Source organism: Yinghuangia soli, from assembly GCF_021502675.1.
In the GTDB taxonomy this organism is placed as follows: Bacteria; Actinomycetota; Actinomycetes; order Streptomycetales; family Streptomycetaceae; genus Yinghuangia; species Yinghuangia soli.
Map to the genome: position 1 here is coordinate 37307 of NZ_JAKFHA010000044.1, position 17579 is coordinate 54885.

At 71.6% G+C, this 17579-nt stretch carries 16 protein-coding genes; 7 read left to right on the forward strand and 9 right to left on the reverse strand.

Annotated elements, in window-relative coordinates; all coding sequences use genetic code 11:
- Positions 1–93 precede the first annotated feature (93 nt).
- The 3 genes from LZ495_RS38830 to LZ495_RS38840 all read left to right on the forward strand — a co-directional run bounded on the left by LZ495_RS38830 (position 94) and on the right by LZ495_RS38840 (position 3717).
- On the forward strand, positions 94–1035 hold the full coding sequence (locus tag LZ495_RS38830; RefSeq protein ID WP_235057918.1) for an alpha/beta hydrolase: 942 nt from the start codon (positions 94–96) through the stop codon (positions 1033–1035).
- A gap of 158 nt (positions 1036–1193) precedes the next feature.
- Positions 1194–3194 carry a CocE/NonD family hydrolase gene (locus tag LZ495_RS38835; protein WP_235057919.1) on the forward strand — a complete coding sequence of 667 codons (2001 nt, stop codon included), beginning with the start codon at positions 1194–1196 and terminating at the stop codon, positions 3192–3194.
- 151 nt (positions 3195–3345) lie between these two features.
- Positions 3346–3717, forward strand: coding sequence for an amphi-Trp domain-containing protein (locus LZ495_RS38840; RefSeq protein ID WP_235057920.1), 372 nt, complete (start codon positions 3346–3348; stop codon positions 3715–3717).
- A 42-nt stretch (positions 3718–3759) separates the two neighbouring features.
- Here LZ495_RS38840 and LZ495_RS38845 read toward each other — a convergent pair whose 3' ends face one another.
- Both LZ495_RS38845 and LZ495_RS38850 read right to left on the reverse strand, forming a co-directional pair.
- Entirely contained in the window at positions 3760–3921 is a 162-nt protein-coding gene (locus tag LZ495_RS38845) for a hypothetical protein (protein WP_235057921.1), read from the reverse strand.
- A gap of 45 nt (positions 3922–3966) precedes the next feature.
- Entirely contained in the window at positions 3967–4659 is a 693-nt protein-coding gene (locus LZ495_RS38850; RefSeq protein ID WP_235057922.1) for a TetR/AcrR family transcriptional regulator, read from the reverse strand.
- Between the two features lie 96 nt (positions 4660–4755).
- Here LZ495_RS38850 and LZ495_RS38855 point away from each other — a divergent pair, with 96 nt between their 5' ends.
- Positions 4756–5694 carry an alpha/beta fold hydrolase gene (locus LZ495_RS38855; RefSeq protein WP_235057923.1) on the forward strand — a complete coding sequence of 313 codons (939 nt, stop codon included), beginning with the start codon at positions 4756–4758 and terminating at the stop codon, positions 5692–5694.
- A 124-nt stretch (positions 5695–5818) separates the two neighbouring features.
- Here LZ495_RS38855 and LZ495_RS38860 read toward each other — a convergent pair whose 3' ends face one another.
- From LZ495_RS38860 to LZ495_RS38875, 4 genes are all read right to left on the reverse strand, one after another.
- On the reverse strand, positions 5819–6580 hold the full coding sequence (locus tag LZ495_RS38860) for an isocitrate lyase/PEP mutase family protein (RefSeq protein ID WP_235057924.1): 762 nt from the start codon (positions 6578–6580) through the stop codon (positions 5819–5821).
- A gap of 116 nt (positions 6581–6696) precedes the next feature.
- A complete protein-coding gene (locus LZ495_RS38865) occupies positions 6697–7971 on the reverse strand; it encodes an MFS transporter (RefSeq protein WP_235057945.1) in 1275 nt (424 codons plus the stop codon).
- 216 nt (positions 7972–8187) lie between these two features.
- Positions 8188–8787: a TetR/AcrR family transcriptional regulator gene (locus LZ495_RS38870; RefSeq protein ID WP_235057925.1), complete on the reverse strand. Its 600-nt coding sequence runs from the start codon at positions 8785–8787 to the stop codon at positions 8188–8190.
- Between the two features lie 112 nt (positions 8788–8899).
- Positions 8900–10357 (reverse strand): MFS transporter, encoded by a 1458-nt coding sequence (locus LZ495_RS38875; RefSeq protein WP_235057926.1) that lies wholly within the window; start codon positions 10355–10357, stop codon positions 8900–8902.
- Between the two features lie 294 nt (positions 10358–10651).
- Between LZ495_RS38875 and LZ495_RS38880 the strand changes: the two genes are divergently transcribed.
- Together LZ495_RS38880 and LZ495_RS38885 are read left to right on the forward strand one after the other, a co-directional pair.
- Positions 10652–11416: a DUF2182 domain-containing protein gene (locus tag LZ495_RS38880; protein WP_235057946.1), complete on the forward strand. Its 765-nt coding sequence runs from the start codon at positions 10652–10654 to the stop codon at positions 11414–11416.
- Positions 11417–11558: 142 nt separating this feature from the next.
- Positions 11559–12218: a DUF1326 domain-containing protein gene (locus tag LZ495_RS38885; RefSeq protein WP_235057927.1), complete on the forward strand. Its 660-nt coding sequence runs from the start codon at positions 11559–11561 to the stop codon at positions 12216–12218.
- Between the two features lie 81 nt (positions 12219–12299).
- Here the strand turns inward: LZ495_RS38885 and LZ495_RS38890 are convergent, their stop codons facing one another.
- A complete protein-coding gene (locus tag LZ495_RS38890; RefSeq protein WP_235057928.1) occupies positions 12300–12716 on the reverse strand; it encodes a nuclear transport factor 2 family protein in 417 nt (138 codons plus the stop codon).
- A gap of 118 nt (positions 12717–12834) precedes the next feature.
- The gene (locus tag LZ495_RS38895; RefSeq protein WP_235057929.1) at positions 12835–13923 is read right to left on the reverse strand and encodes a Gfo/Idh/MocA family protein; all 1089 of its coding nucleotides are present in this window, start codon (positions 13921–13923) and stop codon (positions 12835–12837) included.
- 431 nt (positions 13924–14354) lie between these two features.
- Between LZ495_RS38895 and LZ495_RS38900 the strand changes: the two genes are divergently transcribed.
- Entirely contained in the window at positions 14355–15260 is a 906-nt protein-coding gene (locus LZ495_RS38900) for a LysR family transcriptional regulator (protein WP_235057930.1), read from the forward strand.
- 67 nt (positions 15261–15327) lie between these two features.
- Here LZ495_RS38900 and LZ495_RS38905 read toward each other — a convergent pair whose 3' ends face one another.
- A complete protein-coding gene (locus tag LZ495_RS38905; RefSeq protein WP_235057931.1) occupies positions 15328–17544 on the reverse strand; it encodes a HelD family protein in 2217 nt (738 codons plus the stop codon).
- Positions 17545–17579: the final 35 nt, after the last annotated feature.

The window sequence follows — 17579 nt, forward strand, 5'->3', positions numbered from 1 at the left end:
CCGCCCGACCATCCCGTACGCCCCGAACACCTGGGCATTCCCCGCAACCCGGGCATCCCGCGCCCGATTCCCCTGAGCACGGAGGGCAGAGCCATGCCACTGGACCCACCGATCCGCGCCCTCGTCGACGCACTTGCCGCCGCCGGGGCGGCCGAACGCGAAGCCGCGGACCTCGACGAGCGACGGCGGATGTCCGCCGCCACGATGGTCCTTGCCTCCACCGGCCGCGGCCCGGGCGTCGTCGCCACCGAGCACCGCATCCCCGTGCACGGCGGCGAGATCGCCGTCCGCGTGCTGCGCCCAGCCGAACTGGATTCCCCGGCACCGGCGTTCTACTTCCTGCACGGCGGCGGCTGGGCGCTGGGCAACCTCGACACCGGCGAGGTCGAGTGCGGGCCGATGGCGGCCATGGTGCCCTGCGTCGTGGTGTCCGCGGACTACCGGCTTGCGCCGGAACACCCGTTCCCCACGCCGCTGGAGGACTGCATCGCGGGCTACCGCTGGCTGCACGAGAACGCCGCCGAGCTGGGCATCGACCCGGCCAGGGTCGCGGTCGGCGGCGCCAGCGCGGGCGGGAACCTGGCCGCCGCGCTGTGCCTCGCGGCACGCGATCGGGGCCTGCCTGCCCCGTGCCTCCAACTCCTCGACGTCCCCGCGCTCGATCTGACCCCGCTGCCGGTCGCCGAAGACGAGCCGTCCGACGGCCTCACCGCGAGCGCCGTCAACGAGTACGCCGCCTGGTACCTGGGCGAGCACGGCGACCCGAAGGACCCGCTGGCCTCGCCGCTGCACGCCCCCGACCTGAGCGGCCTGCCGCCCGTCGTCCTCACCGTCGCCGAACTGGACGTGCTGTGCGACCAGGGGGAGCGGTACCTGGCCCGGTTGCACGAAGCGGGCGTCCCCGGCGCTGCGTTCCGGGTGTCCGCGCACGGGCACGGGACGTGGATCATCCCGATCACGGCGACGTTCACCCTCGTCCGCGAGGTGCGCGCCGCAGCGCTGCGGCACGCGTTCGCGGGGTCGCTCGCGCCCTGACCTGCCGCCCGCGTCCGGGCCGCACCCCCGTGGCGGCCCGGACGCGCGTACCACCCCGGACCCGCATCCCGGAACCGGAACTCTCTATTCCGGATGTGCCGGCAAGACGCACCACCCAGCCCTTGTCCCGCCCTGTCTCGCGACCCTGGGAGGTCACGGTGCTCCACCAGTTGCTCCACCCCGCCCGTACCGGACGAACCGGAAGACGGCGCAGCCCGTTCGGCCGCCTGCGCAGGCGGATCGGCGCCCTCCTGGCCGGCGTCCTCGTCGCGACCACCGCCCTCGCCGGGTCGGGCCCGGCCGCCACCGCGTCGCCCCCGGCCGCCAGCCCGGTGGCCTACGGGATCAGCGCGCAGAAGGGCGTGGCCGTCACCATGGCCGACGGCACCGTGCTGCGCGCGGACATCTACACACCCGCGCTCCCCGGCACCACCACCGCGGCGCCCGGGCCGTTCCCGGTGCTGCTGAACCAGACCCCGTACGGGCGCGGCCTCAAGCAGGCCGAACTGGCGTACTTCGTCCAGCGCGGCTACATCGCGGTCGCCGTCGACGTCCGCGGCACCGGTTCGTCCACCGGATCCTGGTCGCCGTTCGCGCCGATCGAGGCGCAGGACGGCGCGGCGCTGGTCGACTGGGCGGCGGCCCTCCCGTCCGCGGACGGCGGCGTCGGCCTGTACGGCGACTCGTACACCGGCATCAACCAGATCACCACCGCGGGTGCGGTCGGCCCCGGCTCGCCGCTCAAGGCCATCTTCCCGGTCGTCGCCGGCAACGACCTGTACCGCGAGCTGGTGACGATGGGCGGGCTGCCGAACGCCGAGTTCATGCCGTTCTGGCTGCTCTACACCGGGCTCGGCAACCTGACCAACCCGATCACCGACGCGCTCAACGGCGGCTCGCCGCAGAACATCCTCGACACGCTCGCGCTCGAACTGCAGCACATCAACGGAATCGCCACGGCCAACCTGCCCATCCTCAACGGCCTGATGACCGGCGGCGAGCACTCCTACGACGGCGCCTTCTGGCAGGCCCGCCGCCCCGCCGACCAGCTCGCGAACGTGGTCGCCAACGGCGTACCGGCCTTCCTCGTCGGCGGCTGGTTCGACCTGTTCCAGCGCGGTGCCCTGATGAACTACTCGGGCCTGCAGAACGCGTGGGCCGGCCGTCCGGTCGGCGCCCCCATGGTGGCGGGCCAGCAGGTCACCGACCGCTACCAGCTCCTGATGGGCCCGTGGTACCACGACCCGCGCCAGGACCCCGCCTTCGACCTGTCGGCTCTGCAACTGCGCTGGTACGACCGCTGGCTGAAGGGCATGGACACCGGCATCACCGGCACCGCCAACCCGCTGCACGTCAAGGAACTGGGCTCGAACCGCTGGCTCGACACCCGGAACTACCCGTTCACCGAGGCGACCGCGTCGCGCCTCTACTTCGACAAGGGCCGCACCGGCACGGCCGGCTCCTCGGCGAACGACGGCCTGCTGACCCCGACCCCGCCCACCTCCGGCGGCTCCGAGTTCATCACCTGGACGGCGTCGAACAACCCGTGCACACGCTCGTCCACGCAGTGGTTCGGCGGCTTCCTCCGCAACCCGGCGTGCGACGACTCGAACCTCGCCCGGGAGAGCGGACCCAACGCACTCGTCTACACGACCGACCCGGTGACCGAGACCACGGTCCTCGCCGGCCCGATCGGCGCCACCCTGTACGCGTCCGCCAACACCAACGAGACCCAGTTCGTCGCGACCATCACCGACGTCGGCCCCGACGGCTCCTCCGTCCCGCTCAGCACCGGCGCCCTGGTCGGCACCCACCGCGCGGTCGACCCCGCGCGCAGCTGGTACGCCCCGGACGGGTCGCTCCTGATGCCGTACCACCCCTCCACCCAGGCGTCCGCGACCCCGGTCCCCGCCTTCCAGACCACCCGCTACGACCTGGAGGTCTTCCCGACCTTCGCGTCCCTCGCCCCGGGCCACCGCCTCCGCGTCGTCATCACCACGGCGGACACGCCCCACCTGTCGGCCACCACACCCCAGACGTTCAAGCTCCTCGCCGGCGTCTACCAGCTCAAGTCGGGGCCGGGCACCCCGTCCTCGATCACCGTCCCCCTGGCCCCGGCCGCCAATTTCGGCACTCCCTGCACCAGCGTCTGCCCGTGACACCGGCACCCTGACCGCTGCGGCCGCCCCGGACCACCCCCGGGGCGGCCGCAGCCCATGCCCCGCGCTCGCCCGGCCGTGAGGATGTCAGATCCGCCGCCCAGCGCCAGAATGGTGCTAATTGTCACTTTTTGTCAGATCGGAGACGGCGATGGCGGATCTCAAGTTCGAGCAGAAGCGCCCGATGTCACGCCTCGAGGCGGCGGATCAGCTCATGGCGTTCGCCGAGGCACTGCGCGAGGGCGGGGAAACCGACGTCGACCTCGGCTCCGGGACGCTCAGCCTGCGCATCCCCGACGACCTGCGCAGCGAGATCGAGATCGAGGTAGGCGACGGGGAGATCGAACTGGAGATCGAGTTCAAGTGGCCCATCCGGCGCACCCCCGCAGCGCCGTCGCCGACCCCGAGCAGCACCAAGGAAACCCCGGCAAGGCGCAAGCGCACCCCCGCCAAGCCCGAGCGCAGCACCCCCGGCACCGGCCGGAAGACGAACACGAAGCGCTCCGCCACAAGAAAGTCCTGAGCCTTCTCGGGCGACCTCGGCTCGCCGGCCGAATGCGGCGGATCAGGGGCCGGGTGCCACGGCCGCCGTGAGGATCTGGCGTGTCGCCGCCGAGGCGCGTGATCCCGGAACCGCGAGGGAGCCCGCCGCCTCGGCGTCCTCGACCAAGAGCGCGGCGGCCAGGCCTGAATCGGTACGCACGTGCGTACGGCTGCCGTGCAGCACCGCGGTGAGTCTGCGCCGCGCCTCGGCCCGGAGTTGCCGGCCGGCTCACGAAGCGCGCAGCAGGCCTGTCAGTACTCCCGTCACGATGCGTGTGAACAGGGCGTCCACTGACTCCGAGTCGGTACCCGTGGAGGCGAACGCAGCTGCCAGGTGGGGGTGTTCGCCGTCGGAGGCGACGTGGGTCAGGTATGCGGCCTGGGCCTGCTGCCACTCCGGGATCCCCTGGCCGGCCTGGGCCTGGGTGATCTCGGTGCGGGTGAGTGCCGAGACGACGGCGCTCAGTACGGCGATGGCTTCGAGTTTGTCGCGGGTGGGCACGTCCAGGTCGGCGACGGCGCCGAGGGCGTGTTCGAGGTACGCGACGGTGTTCGGCCCGAGCGGCGTGCGTGTCGCCGTGGCGTCGAGGAGCCAGGGGTGCGCCAGCGTCACGCGCCTGGACTCGCGGGCCAGGGCCAGCAAGTCGGCGAGCCAGTCGCCGGTGCGCGCCGGGTACCGGATCTCGGCGTGGGCGCGGTCGACCATGAGTTCGACGAGCTCTTCGCGCGTGGTGACGTACCGGTAGAGCGATGCGGGCCCCGCGCCGAGGGCATCCGCGACCGCGCGCATCGTGACGGCGGCCAGCCCCTGGGCATCGGCGAGGGCGACGCCGGCCGAGGCGAGGGCGTCGCGGTCGTAGCCGGGGGCCGGTCCGCGCGAGGCGCGTTCGGGGCGGAGCCAGATGCTGTCGGCGGCGGGCACGACTGCCTTCCTCTTTCTGCGAACGATGTATGCAGTAGGCTATCGGGAAGTAACTGCGAACGCTGATCGCAGTTATTGAGAGGAAGGGAGACCACCATGACCACGGACGCCCTCGCCCGGACCCCGCGCGTGTGGACCGCGACGCAGTACGCCCGAAACGGGGGTGTCGACATCGCGTACGACCGCCTCGAGGGCTCGCACGGCGAGCCGCTCCTCCTCGTCATGGGCCTGGCGACCGCCCGCTTCTGGTGGCCCGCGGGCCTGTGCGACGCGTTCGCGGACGCGGGCTTCGAGGTCGCGCGCTACGACCAGCGCGATGCCGGCGAGTCGACGCGGCTGCCGGAGACGAAGACCGGCAACCCGTTCAAGGCCCTGTTCGGCAAGCGCGGGGAGGCGTACACGTCCGAGGACATGACCGACGACGCCATCGCCGTGATGGACGAGCTGGGCTGGGAGAAGGCCCATGTCTTCGGGCACTCGATGGGCGGCCTCATCGCCCAGCGCACCGCACTGCGGCACCCCGACCGGGTGCTGAGCGTCACGTCCTCGGCGGCGCTGCCCAGTGACGTCGCCGGGCTTGGCGTGCTGCGCTACCTGCGTTTCGGCCTGCTGGCCAAGCTCGCACGCACCAAGTTCCCCGAGGGGCGCGAGGGCGATATCGAGGCGTCACTCGCGGTGTGGCGCGGGATCGCCTCCCCGGGCTACCCGTTCGACGAGGAGGCGGCCCGCGCGTGGGTCGAGGCCGAGGTCGACAGCGGGCCGCGCGACAAGAAGGCGCAGAGCCGGCAGATCGGCGCGCAGTGGCACGGCGCCAAACTGGCGGAACTGCGGCACCCGACCCTGGTGTTGCACGGCGAAGACGACCCGATCCTCAAGGTGCGGGCCGCTCACGCCACCGCGAAGGCGGTACGCGGCGCCCGCCTCGTCACCTTCCCCGGTGTCGGCCACGACCTGCCTGCCGCGCTGTGGAGCGGAGTGGCCGCGGAGGTCGCAGGCGTGGCCGGACTCGCGTCCGACCGCGGAGCGGGCCGCTGAACTGCCGGTCTCTGCTTGGGCTTGCGACAAGACGGTGGTCCCGCCGCCGCTTCCGGGGCGGGCGACGGGACCGGGTGGAGCTTCAGGCGTCCCCTCCCGGGGGTGTCCCGGGAGCGGTGGTGCTTCAGGGGGCCCAGGGGCCGAGCATCTCCTTGACGGCGTCCGTCGCCGCGAACTGCAGGAGCGGGCCGAACGTGATCCGGCCGACGCCGAGGCGGCGGAAGCGCTCGAGGTCGTGTTTGACGGGGTGGGCCGTGGAGTTCACCGGGACGGAGACCGCGCCGACCACGGCTGCGAGCAGTTCGTCATTGTCCTGGATGCGCACGGGATAGAGGCTGTCGGCGCCGGCCTGCTCCATGGCGCGCAGCCGTTCGATCGCTTCGTCGAGGACGCCGGCCGGATCCGGCGCGTGGATGAACAGGTCGGTGCGCCCGTTGACCCAGATGGGGATCCCCGCGTCGTCGGCCGCGGCACGCAGTCCGGCGATGTAGGCGGCGTGCTCTTGCGTGCTGCGTACGCGTCCGCCTTCCGAATGCACGGTGTCCTCGACGTTGAGGCCGACGCCGCCGACCTCGGTGAGACCGGCGATGAGGTCCGCGGGCTGCTGCCCGTACCCGGCTTCGAGGTCCACGGACACCGGGACATCGACTGCCGCGATGATCGGCCTGACCGCAGCGAGCACCTCCTCGAAGGTCTGCCCCTCCTGGTCCTTGGCTCCCCGGGAATCCGCCAGCGGATGACTGCCGATCGTCAGCGCCGGGAACCCGGCGGCGACCGCGGTCCGCGCCGACCACACGTCCCAGACGGTCGGCAGTACGAGCGGCTGGTGTTGGGCATGCAACTGGCTGAGGCGTCGAGCGCGCTCGACGGTGACGCGTGAGTCCATGCCATGGACGCTACCCCCCGGATCACGGCATCGGGCGCTTCGACCTGGTGCGGGGGACATATGTGCGGGGGCCGTGCGGACACGTTTGCTCTGTGTCCCACGGCCCCCGGGGCCTCTCAAGCGGCCTTGGTCAGGGTGGACCGGTCGGGCCGGGCTGTGTGTCGAGCGGTCTCTGCGAGGGTGTCCACCGCCGGTCGGGCGTCCTGGCGCGGCCACAAGAGGAGTGCGGCGACGGTGCCGGCCGCGGCAAGGCCGGCGAGGAGGGACCAGGTGACGGTGAAGCCGGCGTTCGTGCCGAGCCATCCCGCGATGGGGTAGGTGATCAGCCAGGCCAGGTGCGACAGGGAGAACTGGGCGGCGAAGACCTCGGGGACCGCGTTCGGGGCGACGGACGCCCTCAGCACGCTGCCCGTCGGCGTGACGATCAACGCCATCCCGATACCGATCACGGCCCAGACGACTGCGGTACCGGCTCGGGTGGCCAGGCCCGAGGCGACGAGCGCGACTGCGGCGATCGTGCCGCCGACGAGGACGCCGGCGCCGGTCAGCATGACCGAGCGGGCGGCGACCCGGTCGAGCACGCGCGGCAGCGCCAGAGCGGCCAGAAGGGTGCCGCCGCCGGAGGCGGCCAGCATCCAGCCGACGTCCGACTGCGAGCCGCCGAGGTTGTCGCGTACGTGGTTCACGGTGTTGACGATGACGATCGAACCCGCCGCCGCCACCACGAGGTTGAGGGCCAAGAGGCCGCGCAGCCGAGGCGTCGTGAAGAAGGTCCGGATGCCTGCGGCTGCCTTGTCCCACGCCCGGGTGTGCGCGCTGGGGCGGGCGTCGGGGATGCGCGTGGGAAGGATGAGCAGCGCCGAGACGAGGAAGCCGGCGGACGTGCCGAGGAAGAGCCGGTCGAAACTCATGAACGCCAGGGCCACGGCCGTCAGTACGGGGCTGAGCAGGCTCTCCATCGTGTACGCGACCTGCGAGGCGGAGAGTGCCCGCGTGTAGTCGGACTCGTCGGTGACGACGTCGGGGATGACGGCCTGGAAGGTCGGAGTGAACGCCGCCGAGGCCGCCTGGAGCACGCCGATCAGGACGTAGATGTGCCAGACCTCGGTGACGAAGGGGAGAGCCAGGACCACCGCTGCGCGCACGACGTCGAGGAGGACCAGGACCGTCCGTCTGGGGAAGCGGCCCACGTAGGCGGCGGCCGGCGGGGCGATGAGCACGTACATGACCATCTTCACGGTCAGGGCGGTGCCGAGCACGATGCCGGCGTCCGGGCCGGCGAGCTCATAGGCGAGGAGTCCGAGGGCGACTGTGGTCAGACCGGTGCCGAACAGGGCGATGAGCTGGGCGCTGAAGAGGTAGCGGTAGTCGCGGATCGCGAAGAGGCGCATGGCGGGTTCCTTGGGGCGTGGGGTGGTGCGCGGCTTGGGGGCGGGGCGCGTGGGCCGGGACAGCGGCGTGCGTTCGTACACATCAGTGGTGCTCCTTGCGGTGAGTGCGTGATCCGGGCGGGTTGCTGGTGTCCATCCTCATGAAACGTATACCCCCAGGGGGTATACTGGCAAGAGTCTGCGGCGCCGAGGAACGCAGTCCGAGGCGGAGCCGGATCAGCCTCTGCCGTGCGGGATCGCGAGTGCGGCTCGGACGGTCGCTTCGATCGTCCGTCCGGCGTCGTCCCGGGCGAGCCGCCTGGCGGCGACTTCGTCCGCTGCCAGGTGGATCAGGCCGTAGGTCGTGGCGACGAGCCAGTCCCGCGGCAGGTCGGTACGGAAGTCGCCTTCGTCCTGGCCGCGTCCGATCAGTGCGTCGACGCGGCCGAGCATCACCTCGTGCCGCCGGCGGACGCCGGACTCTCCGAAGGTGAGAACGGCCGCGGCCCGCAGGCCGAGGCAGCCGTCGAGTACCTGCCAGGAGGCCCGGACCAGGCGGCTGAGAGCGTCGGCTGCTGTCCCGGATTGCGGTTCGGCGGCGTCGAACGCCTGCTGGGCGTGCGTCAAGGTGTCGTGCAACACGGCTTCCAGCAGCTCCTCGCGCGACGAGAAGTGTCCGTACAGCGTGACCCGTCCGACGCCCGCCGCCTGCGCGATCTCGGTCATGCTGGCGGACGGGTTGCGGCCGAAGCACTCCCGGCCGGCCTTGATGATCGCGGCGAGGTTGCGTTCGGCGTCGGCGCGGCGGCGCTGGTCAGGGGTCACGCGAGGAGCCATGGTCGAAGCCTATGTGCGAGTCCGATCAGTGGACGTGCCGAGTCGGCGGGCGCGCCGGGTTCAGTGGACGTGCCGAGTCGGCAAGCGCGCCGGGTTCAGTGGACGTGCCGAGTCAGTGGACGTGTCGAGGACCGTCTCTGACCGGCAGTGGTGCGCGCGGCGCGAGGGCCAGCATGACCAGCGCGGCCAGCGCGGCGGCCGCGGCGCAGCCGAGGAACGCGTCGGTGTATCCCTCGACCGTTGCCGACGCAGGCGTGAGCGAGGCGGCGGCCGCCGCGGAGACCAGTGCCACGCCCAGCGCGCCGCCGAGTTCGTGGAAGGTGTTGACCAGCCCGGACACGAGCCCGGCTTCGCGGTGGTCGACGTGCGCCATCGCGGTCGTCGTCGCCGCGACGAAAGCGGGCCCGACTCCGACTCCGGCCAGGATGAGACCGGGCAGGATGTCCGCGAGGCCTCCGTCGGCCGGAAGCTGCGTCAGCCACGCGGCACCAACCGCTGTGATCGCCAGACCCGTTGCGGCGATCGGTCCGGGACCGAAGCGTGTCAGCAGGTTTGCGGCCAAATGCGCTCCCAGGCCTACAGCTATGGCGACCGGCAGGAATGCCAGGCCGGTTCGCAGGGCACTGAGTCCGACGACCTGCTGGAGGTACAGCGAGCCGAGGAAGAACGAGCTGATCAGCAGTCCGGTGGCGACCAGCATGGTGAACGCACCGGTCACCACAGCCCGTCGGGTGAGCAACGCGGGCTTCAGCAGCGGCTCTTGCGTCGCGCTCTCCACGGCAAGGAAGACGGGGTACAACACGGCGGCCCCCAGGATCGGGAGCCAGACGGTCATGTCGGTCCACGAGTTGTCGCCGTAGCGGGTGACTCCGAGGATCAGGAGGGCTGTCGCGGCGGTCACCAGAATCGCGCCGGGAATGTCGAGGCGGCCGGACCGCTCGGAGCGTCGAGCCTCCGGCACGAGGGCCAGTACGGCGACGAACACTGCTGTGCCCACAGGTACGTTGACGAAGAAGATCCATTCCCAGCCGGGCCCCGAGGTGAGGAGTCCGCCCACGAGGACCCCGGCGGCGGATCCCGTCGCGCCGACACCGGCCCACACGCCGAGCGCCTTGTTGCGCTCGGCGCCGCGGAAGGTGGTCGTGACCAGCGCCAGGGCGGCGGGCGACAGCAGCGCCGCTCCGACGCCTTGCGTCATGCGCCCGGCGATCAGCAGGGCACCGCTGTCCGCCAATCCGCTGACCAGCGACGCCGCGGTGAACACCACGAGCCCGGCCAGGAAGGTGGTGCGCCGGCCGAGCACATCGGCCAACCGCCCGCCGAGGAGCATGAGTCCGCCGAAGACGAGCGCGTACGAGGTCACCACCCACGTGAGTGCCTCGCGCCCGAGGCCGAGGTCGTCGCCGATGCTCGGCAGGGCGACGTTCACGACGGTGATGTCAAGGATCAGCATGAACTGGGCAAGGCACAGCAGGACAAGAACCAGCCACGGGTGCCGAGGGGTTGCCTCGGTCACCGGCGCCGCCGCCACCTTTTCCGGATGGTGCTGATGGTGCGCATCGTGGCTCACGGGAGGCTCCTCGCATCAGAATAAGTCGAACAGTGATGTCTGACTTAAGCTAACGCGCTGAGGCATCTCAGACAATGGTGTTTGAGTTAGGGGAATCGCCGACGCGCGGGGCGTCGTCCTTCTTCTGCGTCGAAGCGTCTTGCGCGACGAGGAGTTCGGCGGCCTCGCCTGGCTGCGGCGTCGGGGGTGTGGTGTGCTGGAAGAGTCCCCTGGAGCACAATCGTGCGAGTCTTCCCGGCACACATCGCTGCGACCGCCCCCCGGCCGGTGGAACGACCGCTGTCGGCAGGCGTATTGCTTCCGGTGCGCAAGCTCGTGGCCGCTTGGTCGGGCATCGTGGCCGTCGCCGCGCTTGCCTGGGTGCTGACCGCGGGCCAGGCCCGGGACATGGGCATCGAACCGGGCACGATGGGCATGGCGTTGCCGCTGTTCCTGGTGATGTGGGTGGGCATGATGGCGGCGATGATGCTGCCGTCGGTCGCGCCCGTCGCGGTGACGTGGACGCGAGCCATCGCCCGCCGGACGAACGGCGCAGAGCGCGTGCTGCGCACCGGCACCTTCCTGTCGGGCTATCTGCTGGTATGGACGGCGTTCGGGCTGCTCGCGTACGGCGGACTGGCCCTGACCGGCGACCTGGTCGAGGAGCACCGGCAGGCCGGACGCTGGATCGGCGCCTCGGCGTTCGCGCTGGCCGGGCTCTACCAACTCGGCCCGCTCAAGGACATCTGCCTGCGGCACTGCCGCAGCCCGATGGCACAGCTCATGCGGTACGCGAACTTCCACCCGCGGGCGAGGGACTTCCGGGTGGGCGCGCACCACGGGGCATACTGCCTCGGCTGCTGCTGGGCGCTCATGGTGGTGCTGATCCCGCTCGGTGTCATGAACATCGCCGCGATGGCCGGGATCGCCGTGCTGATCTTCCTGGAGAAGCTGTGGCGGCACGGCCCGCTGCTCGCACGGGTGGCCGGCATCGGGTTTCTGGTGGTCGCGGTGCTGGTGCCGTTCCAGAGCTGGATGCTCCCGGGGCTTACCACGTCCGGCGGCGGCATGACCATGTGATCACGTTGCCCGCCGCGGGCTTCCCTCTCTGCCGGTCGGGGCGGAGGATTGACCTGAGGCCGTTCCCGAGGAACGGACTCGGGAGCGGTCGGCCTGTATTCCTCCCTCGATCCGTGCGGGAGGAGGATAGGAGGGCGGCCCGATGACCGATCAAGCCACTGCCGAAGCCGTCCGATGGCATGTGGTCGGCGATTGGTTCGACACGTGCAAGTGCGCCATCCCGTGTCCCTGCACGTTCGCGCAGCCGCCGACGTACGGCGATTGCGAGGGGGTGCTCGTCTGGCACATCCGCGAGGGCAGCTACGGCGACGTGCGGCTCGACGGCCTCAATGTCCTGATGCTGGGATCCTTCACCGGCAACGTGTGGACCGGTGAACATACCGACCCCTACGCCGCCGTCTTCCTCGACGAACGCGCCGACGAGCAGCAGCGCGCCGCCTTGGGCGCGATCTTCGGCGGCGAAGCGGGCGGCTGGCCTGCGCAGTTCGGTGCGATGTTCCAGCCGGAGATGCGCGGCATGGAGTTCGCGCCGATCCATGTGCGGATCGACGACGACCTCGGGACGTGGAGCGCGGAGATCCCCGGAAAGGTCACCGCGAGCGCCGAGGCCCTCGGCGGGCCCACCACGCCCGATGGTGCCCGCGTCCAGGTCCTCAACGCCCCCGGCGCCGAGGTCGGACCCGGGCAGGTGGCCACGTGGGGCCGCGCCACGACCGACCGCGCCGACGCCTTCGGCTTCGCGTGGGACCGCGCCGGAAGGTCGAGCAAGTACTTCCCCTTCGACTGGACAGGCCCGGACTGACGAATCGGGTGCATGGGTGAGCGAACGGTCGGGTGCTGCGCGGCCCCGGACGAGGTCAGCTGCCGCGGGTCCAGGCGGGGGTCAGCTGTCGCGGGTCCACGCGGGCATGATGCGGATCTCGCGGATGCGCCAGCCTGCCGGGGTCCGGATTGCGGTCAGCTGCTGGCGCAGGCCGCCGGTGAAGTGCGGGGCTTCGCCGTCGCGGTAGTAGTACGTGATGCCGTTCGTGCGGACGGCGGCCTGGTCGCCGTCGAGGTCGACCAGGACGTCGGTGGTCGTGTGCTGGGTCTGCTGCCCCTCGACCTCGTTCCGGCGTATGAACCCGACGACGTCGCCGATGCCGTGGAGTTCGCCCCCGCGCGGCGAGTGGACCGCCACGTCGCCGGCGAAGACGGTGGCGGCGTCGTCCCACCGCTTCTCGTCGAGCAGCAGCGCGAAGCGGCTGATCAGGTCGGTGATCTCGAAGCGGTCGGCGATCGCGGTGTTGTCGGTGGACATGGTTTTCCTCGGTGGGTTCGGAGGGCGGTGGGGGTGGCGGGGGTGCCGGGGGTGGCGGGGGTCGGCGGGGTGTCCCTGGGCGGGACTTGCTGCTCCGGGCTGACCGGCCAAATGCGTGTCAGCGCAGGTGCAGGCGTGTGCCCGTGGACGCGGATTCGCGGATGGCGTCGAGTACGCGGTGGATCGAGGCCGCGGTGCCGAAGTCGGGAGTGATCGGTTCGCCGCTGCGGATGCCGCGGGCGAGGTCGGTGTAGACCTCGGCGACGTTGCCGACCGCCACCGGCGCGTCGGGCAGGAGACGGCGTGCGGGGATCGGCAGCCGGACCTGCGTACCGGGGCCGTCGGATGCGTGGAGGGTGAACTCGGGGCCGACCAGGGAGTCGTCCGAGGCACGCAGCACGAGGCGGCCGGTGCGGCCGTGCACCTCGATGCGGAACCCCTCGCCGGCGGGGCCGCCGGTCATGAAGTGCGCCGAGGCCGCCGCGCCGGATTCGAGGAGCCCGTTCACCACGATCTGGTCCGGGGAGGTCACCGCGAGCTGCTCCGAGGTCTCCTCGAGCGTGATGGTGGTGATGCGGGTCGCCAGGGTCGCCGAGAGTTCCGTGAAGTCGCCCAGCGCGGAGCGGAACATGTCGAGCGAGTGGCCGCCCACGACGGCGACGTGGTTGACGCCCTTGGTCGCGTCGAAGAGGTCCGCGTAGCGGCTGGACCAGACGTCCGGAGAGGCCAGCGAATAGGAGAGCGAGGCGGACAGCACCTCGCCGATCCGGCCGTCCGCCACCAGGTCGTGCAGGTGCCGGACCGCGGGGTGGTTGCGGCTTTGGAGGCCTACCGCGTGCTGGACGCCTGCTTCCGCCGCCTGGGCCCGGAGGCTCTCGGCCGAGGCTGCGTCGAGGGCGAGCGGCCATTCGCAGTAGACGTGCTTTCCGGCGGCGATCGCCGCCGCCACGAGGCCGTCGCGGCGCGGCAGTTGGACGCCTATCACGACGAGGTCGACGTCAGGGTGGGCCATCAGCGCGTACGGGTCGTCGAACGCGTGCGCCGCGCCCCAGACGTCCGCCGCGGCCCGGGCGGACTCCGTACTGGTCCCGGCGACGGCGGTGATCGTGTAGTCGGGGAGGGCGCTCAGCGCGGGCAGGTGTACAGCACGTGCCCAGCCGCGCGTGGCGTGCGCGCCGACGATGCCGACCTTGATGGTGTCTGTCACAGGGGACTTCCTTGGTGGGAACGGGTGTTCTCGGACGGGGTCGGCGGGTGGCCCCGGATCCGGGCGTCCGCGGACGCTCGGTGCGGCCGGGCAGTGCGGACGCCGGGTGCGGCCGCGCGGTGCGGCCGCCGGCTTGAGGCCGCGGCTGCCGTGCCGGTCGAGGCGGGTGCCCGCCGACCGCCGGATTCCGGTGCTGCTCCACTGTCCGATCCGGCGCAGGCCATGATCAACGGGTAATCCCTGAACCCAGCGTTCACTCATACTTAGAGCTCACCGCGAGCGACCGAAGGCTCTTCGGATCCCGCACCCGTCGTTAAGTCGGAATGAACGCTCGGGATATCGTTTTGCCTGACCACAGGGAGTCAGGCGGCGGACGAGCGCTCTTGACTGTTAATTCCTGATGAACGATCCGAGAGAGGGGGTGAGCGTCCGTGGAACGCCACGAGATGGAGATATTCCTGACCCTGGCCGAGGAACTGCACTTCGGCCGCACTGCCGAGCGCCTGCGCGTATCGAGCGCAATGGTGAGCCAGACCGTCAAGAAGGTCGAGCGCCGCATCGGCGCCCAGTTGTTCGAGCGCACCAGTCGCAAGGTGGTGCTCACCCCGCTTGGCCAGCGGCTCCGCGCCGACATGCGGCCGCACTACGACGGCCTCAACGAGGCCATCAGCCGGGCCACCGAGGCAGCGCGCGGCATCCACGGCGTCCTGCGGGTCGGGTTCCTCGGCGTGCAGTCGGGACTGACAGCACACCGGGCCGCCGACATGTTCCAGGCCCGGCACCCCAACTGCGCCGTGGAGTTCACCGAGATCCAGGTCTCCGACTACGTGACACCGCTGCGCACGGGCGCGCTGGACATGCTGGTGACCCTTCTGCCCCTCGACGAACCGGACATCTCGGTCGGTCCTCTGGTGGTGGAGGGCGCCACGTTCGTGGCCGTGCCGACGTCCAGCCCGCTCGCCGCACGTACCGAGTTGTGCATGGACGACCTGGCCGGGTACGCGTTCCCGAGCCTCTCCGACCGCGTCCCGGCGTCCTGGGCAGACCGCCTGCTCCCGCGGAGCACGCCGAACGGCGGGGTCATCCACCGCACCGGGCAGCAGTGTTCGACGTACCAGGAGATGCTCGCCCTGGTCGTGGCCGGCAAGGCGGTGGTTCTGGGCGACGCCCAGGTCACCCGCTACTACCAGCGGCCCGAGGTCACCCACGTGCCGATCCATGACGCTCCGACGCTGAACCACGCGCTGATGTGGTCGTCCGCGTCTGAGAACGCCCGGATGCGCGCGTACGCCGATGCGGTACGCGAGCTGAAGGCGACCTGCGCTTCGGAGCTGTAGCACATCGGGGCCTGTCCGGCGGTGGTGATCGGCCTGCGACTCCTTTCGGGGGCGCGGCGAAGTGCCGTCAGGACGCCTGCATCTGGTGCCCCGCGGGCTGCGGTGAGGCCTCGTGCGGGCGCATGGCGAGGGGCAGCGGGGCGGCGTGGACGATGTGGAGGCGGGAGACCGCCCGGGTCAGCGCCACGTACAGGCGGTTCAATCCGCGCGCTTCGGCGTCGACGATGGATGAGGGCTCGACGAGAACGACGTGGTCGTACTCGAGGCCCTTGGCGGCGGTGGCCGGGACCACGGTGAGTCGGGTGCCGGGGGAGTCCGGGTTGAGGGCATCGGGACCGAAGGAGTCCGGGCCGAAGGAGTCCAGGCCGAGGGAGTCGGGGCCGGAGGCGTCCGGGACGAAGGCGTCCGAGTCGAATGCGTCCGGGCCGAATGCGTCCGGGCCGGAGGCGGGGAATCCGGCGGCGCCGAGGGCCCGGCGGAGGCGGGCGGATTCGGTGTCGGCGGCGATGACGCCGATCGAGCCCGCGTGTCCCATCGCCGCGGCCACGGCCGCGACGGTGGCGGCGGTCGCGTCGTCGGTTGCCTCGATGGTCAGGTCCCCGTCGCGGCGCAGGGACCGGGCCGGGGGCACGTCCGCGTCGAGGTGGCGCAGGACGCGGTTGGCGAGGTCGGCCACCGGGCCGGGGATGCGGAATCCCATGGTGAGCGGGGTGACGACGGCGTCCGGCTTGCCCAGATGGGCGAGGAGCTCGGGCCAGTCGCGGGCCGCCCACGGGGTGGTGGCCTGGGCGAGGTCGCCGAGGACGGTCACGGAGGCGAACGGCGACCGGCGGGCGATCGCGCGGGCCTGCATGGGGGAGAGGTCCTGCGCTTCGTCGACGACGATGTGGCCGTATCCGGCGGGGCGTTCGATCAGGCCGGCGAGTTCGTCGAGCAGCACGAGGTCCGCAGCGGACCACCGGGCCGACCTGGGGGAGCGCGGCGGCCTGGGCCAGGCGAGGGCCTCTTGCTCGACGGGGGTGAGGATGCCGTCGGCAGCGGCGGCCAGGGTTTCCGGGCGGCCGAGCAGGTCGGCGAGGACCGCCTCCGGGTGGGCGGCCGGCCAGACGGCATCGAGGAGGCCGGTGAGCGGGCGCGCCCGGGCGATCTTCTGCAGCCAGGTGCTGGTGCGCGGCCCGGCCCGGCGCTCGGCCTGCTGCTCGACGGCCCGGACGATGCGGCTCCGCACGCGCTCCCGCCCTGCTGCGTACGGGAGTTCCTCGGTACGTACGTCCCGGATGATCCGCGCGACCTCGTCTTCGGCGACGCGCCAGCGATAGGAGCCGTCCGGGAGGACGAGCGCGGAGGCCGCATGCGCGGTCACGCGTGCGTAGAGCGCGCCGTGGAGCACTTCGGCCATGCGGGCGTCGTGCTTGAGGGCCGCTGCGGCGTCGCTGTCGTACGCCGTGACGGGGTGGCGGGCGATTTCGTCCTCGAGAGTGGCCTGCCGTACCCCCGTTTCACCGAGCGCGGGCAGCACGGCGGAGATGTACGAGAGGAAGGCCCGGTTGGGGCCGAGGATCAGCATGCCGCCGCGCCGGATGCGCTGCGGGTGGGTGTAGAGCAGGTAGGCGGCGCGGTGCAGCCCGACGGCGGTCTTGCCCGTGCCCGGTGCGCCCTGGACGCAGACGGACGTGGCGAGTTCCGCGCGGACCAGGTCGTCCTGCTCGGGCTGGATCGTGGCGGCGATGTCGCGCATGGGACCGACCCGGGGGCGCTCGATCTCGCCCGCGACGATGCTGCTCTCGCGTGCCTCGCCGTCGCCGAGGTGCTCGTCCTCCAGGCCGGTGAGGTCGGCCGAGTCGCCGCGGCTCGCCGGTGACCAGCCGAACCGCCGGCGTACGGCCACGCCTTGCGGGTCCCGCGCGCTCGCCTGGTAGAACATCCGCGCCACCGGCGCCCGCCAGTCGACGACCATGGGCGGGGCCGACGGGTCGTGGGCGATGCGTACGCGCCCGACGTGGTACGCCTGCCCGGCGTGATGCCCGGCGGCCTGCGGGTCCGCTTCGAAGTCGACGCGCCCGAAGAACAGCGGCCCCTTCGGAAGCTCCCGGAATTCCTTTGCCTGGCTCCGGAGTCGGTAGCCGAGCACCTCGGCGTCGGCGCCGGAAGCGAAGGCGGATTCGCCGACGGTCACCAACTCCTGCGCGCCATCGACCATGGCGTCCAGGGCCGCCCGGCAGGCGTCGTGGTAGGTGCGTTCCGAAATCAGGGCGTCAGCGAGTGCGGGGTCGTCGTGTGCCATCCCCCGACAATAATGCAACCCAGTAACATTTGTAA

Coding starts and splice junctions, on each gene's coding strand:
- LZ495_RS38830 (WP_235057918.1), top strand. CDS start 94: ATGCCACTGGACCCACCGATCCGCGCCCTCGTCGACGCACTTGCCGCC.
- LZ495_RS38840 (WP_235057920.1), top strand. CDS start 3,346: ATGGCGGATCTCAAGTTCGAGCAGAAGCGCCCGATGTCACGCCTCGAG.
- LZ495_RS38855 (WP_235057923.1), top strand. CDS start 4,756: ATGACCACGGACGCCCTCGCCCGGACCCCGCGCGTGTGGACCGCGACG.
- LZ495_RS38860 (WP_235057924.1), bottom strand. CDS start 6,580: ATGGACTCACGCGTCACCGTCGAGCGCGCTCGACGCCTCAGCCAGTTG.
- LZ495_RS38865 (WP_235057945.1), bottom strand. CDS start 7,971: ATGCGCCTCTTCGCGATCCGCGACTACCGCTACCTCTTCAGCGCCCAG.
- LZ495_RS38870 (WP_235057925.1), bottom strand. CDS start 8,787: ATGGCTCCTCGCGTGACCCCTGACCAGCGCCGCCGCGCCGACGCCGAA.
- LZ495_RS38885 (WP_235057927.1), top strand. CDS start 11,559: ATGACCGATCAAGCCACTGCCGAAGCCGTCCGATGGCATGTGGTCGGC.
- LZ495_RS38890 (WP_235057928.1), bottom strand. CDS start 12,716: ATGTCCACCGACAACACCGCGATCGCCGACCGCTTCGAGATCACCGAC.
- LZ495_RS38905 (WP_235057931.1), bottom strand. CDS start 17,544: ATGGCACACGACGACCCCGCACTCGCTGACGCCCTGATTTCGGAACGC.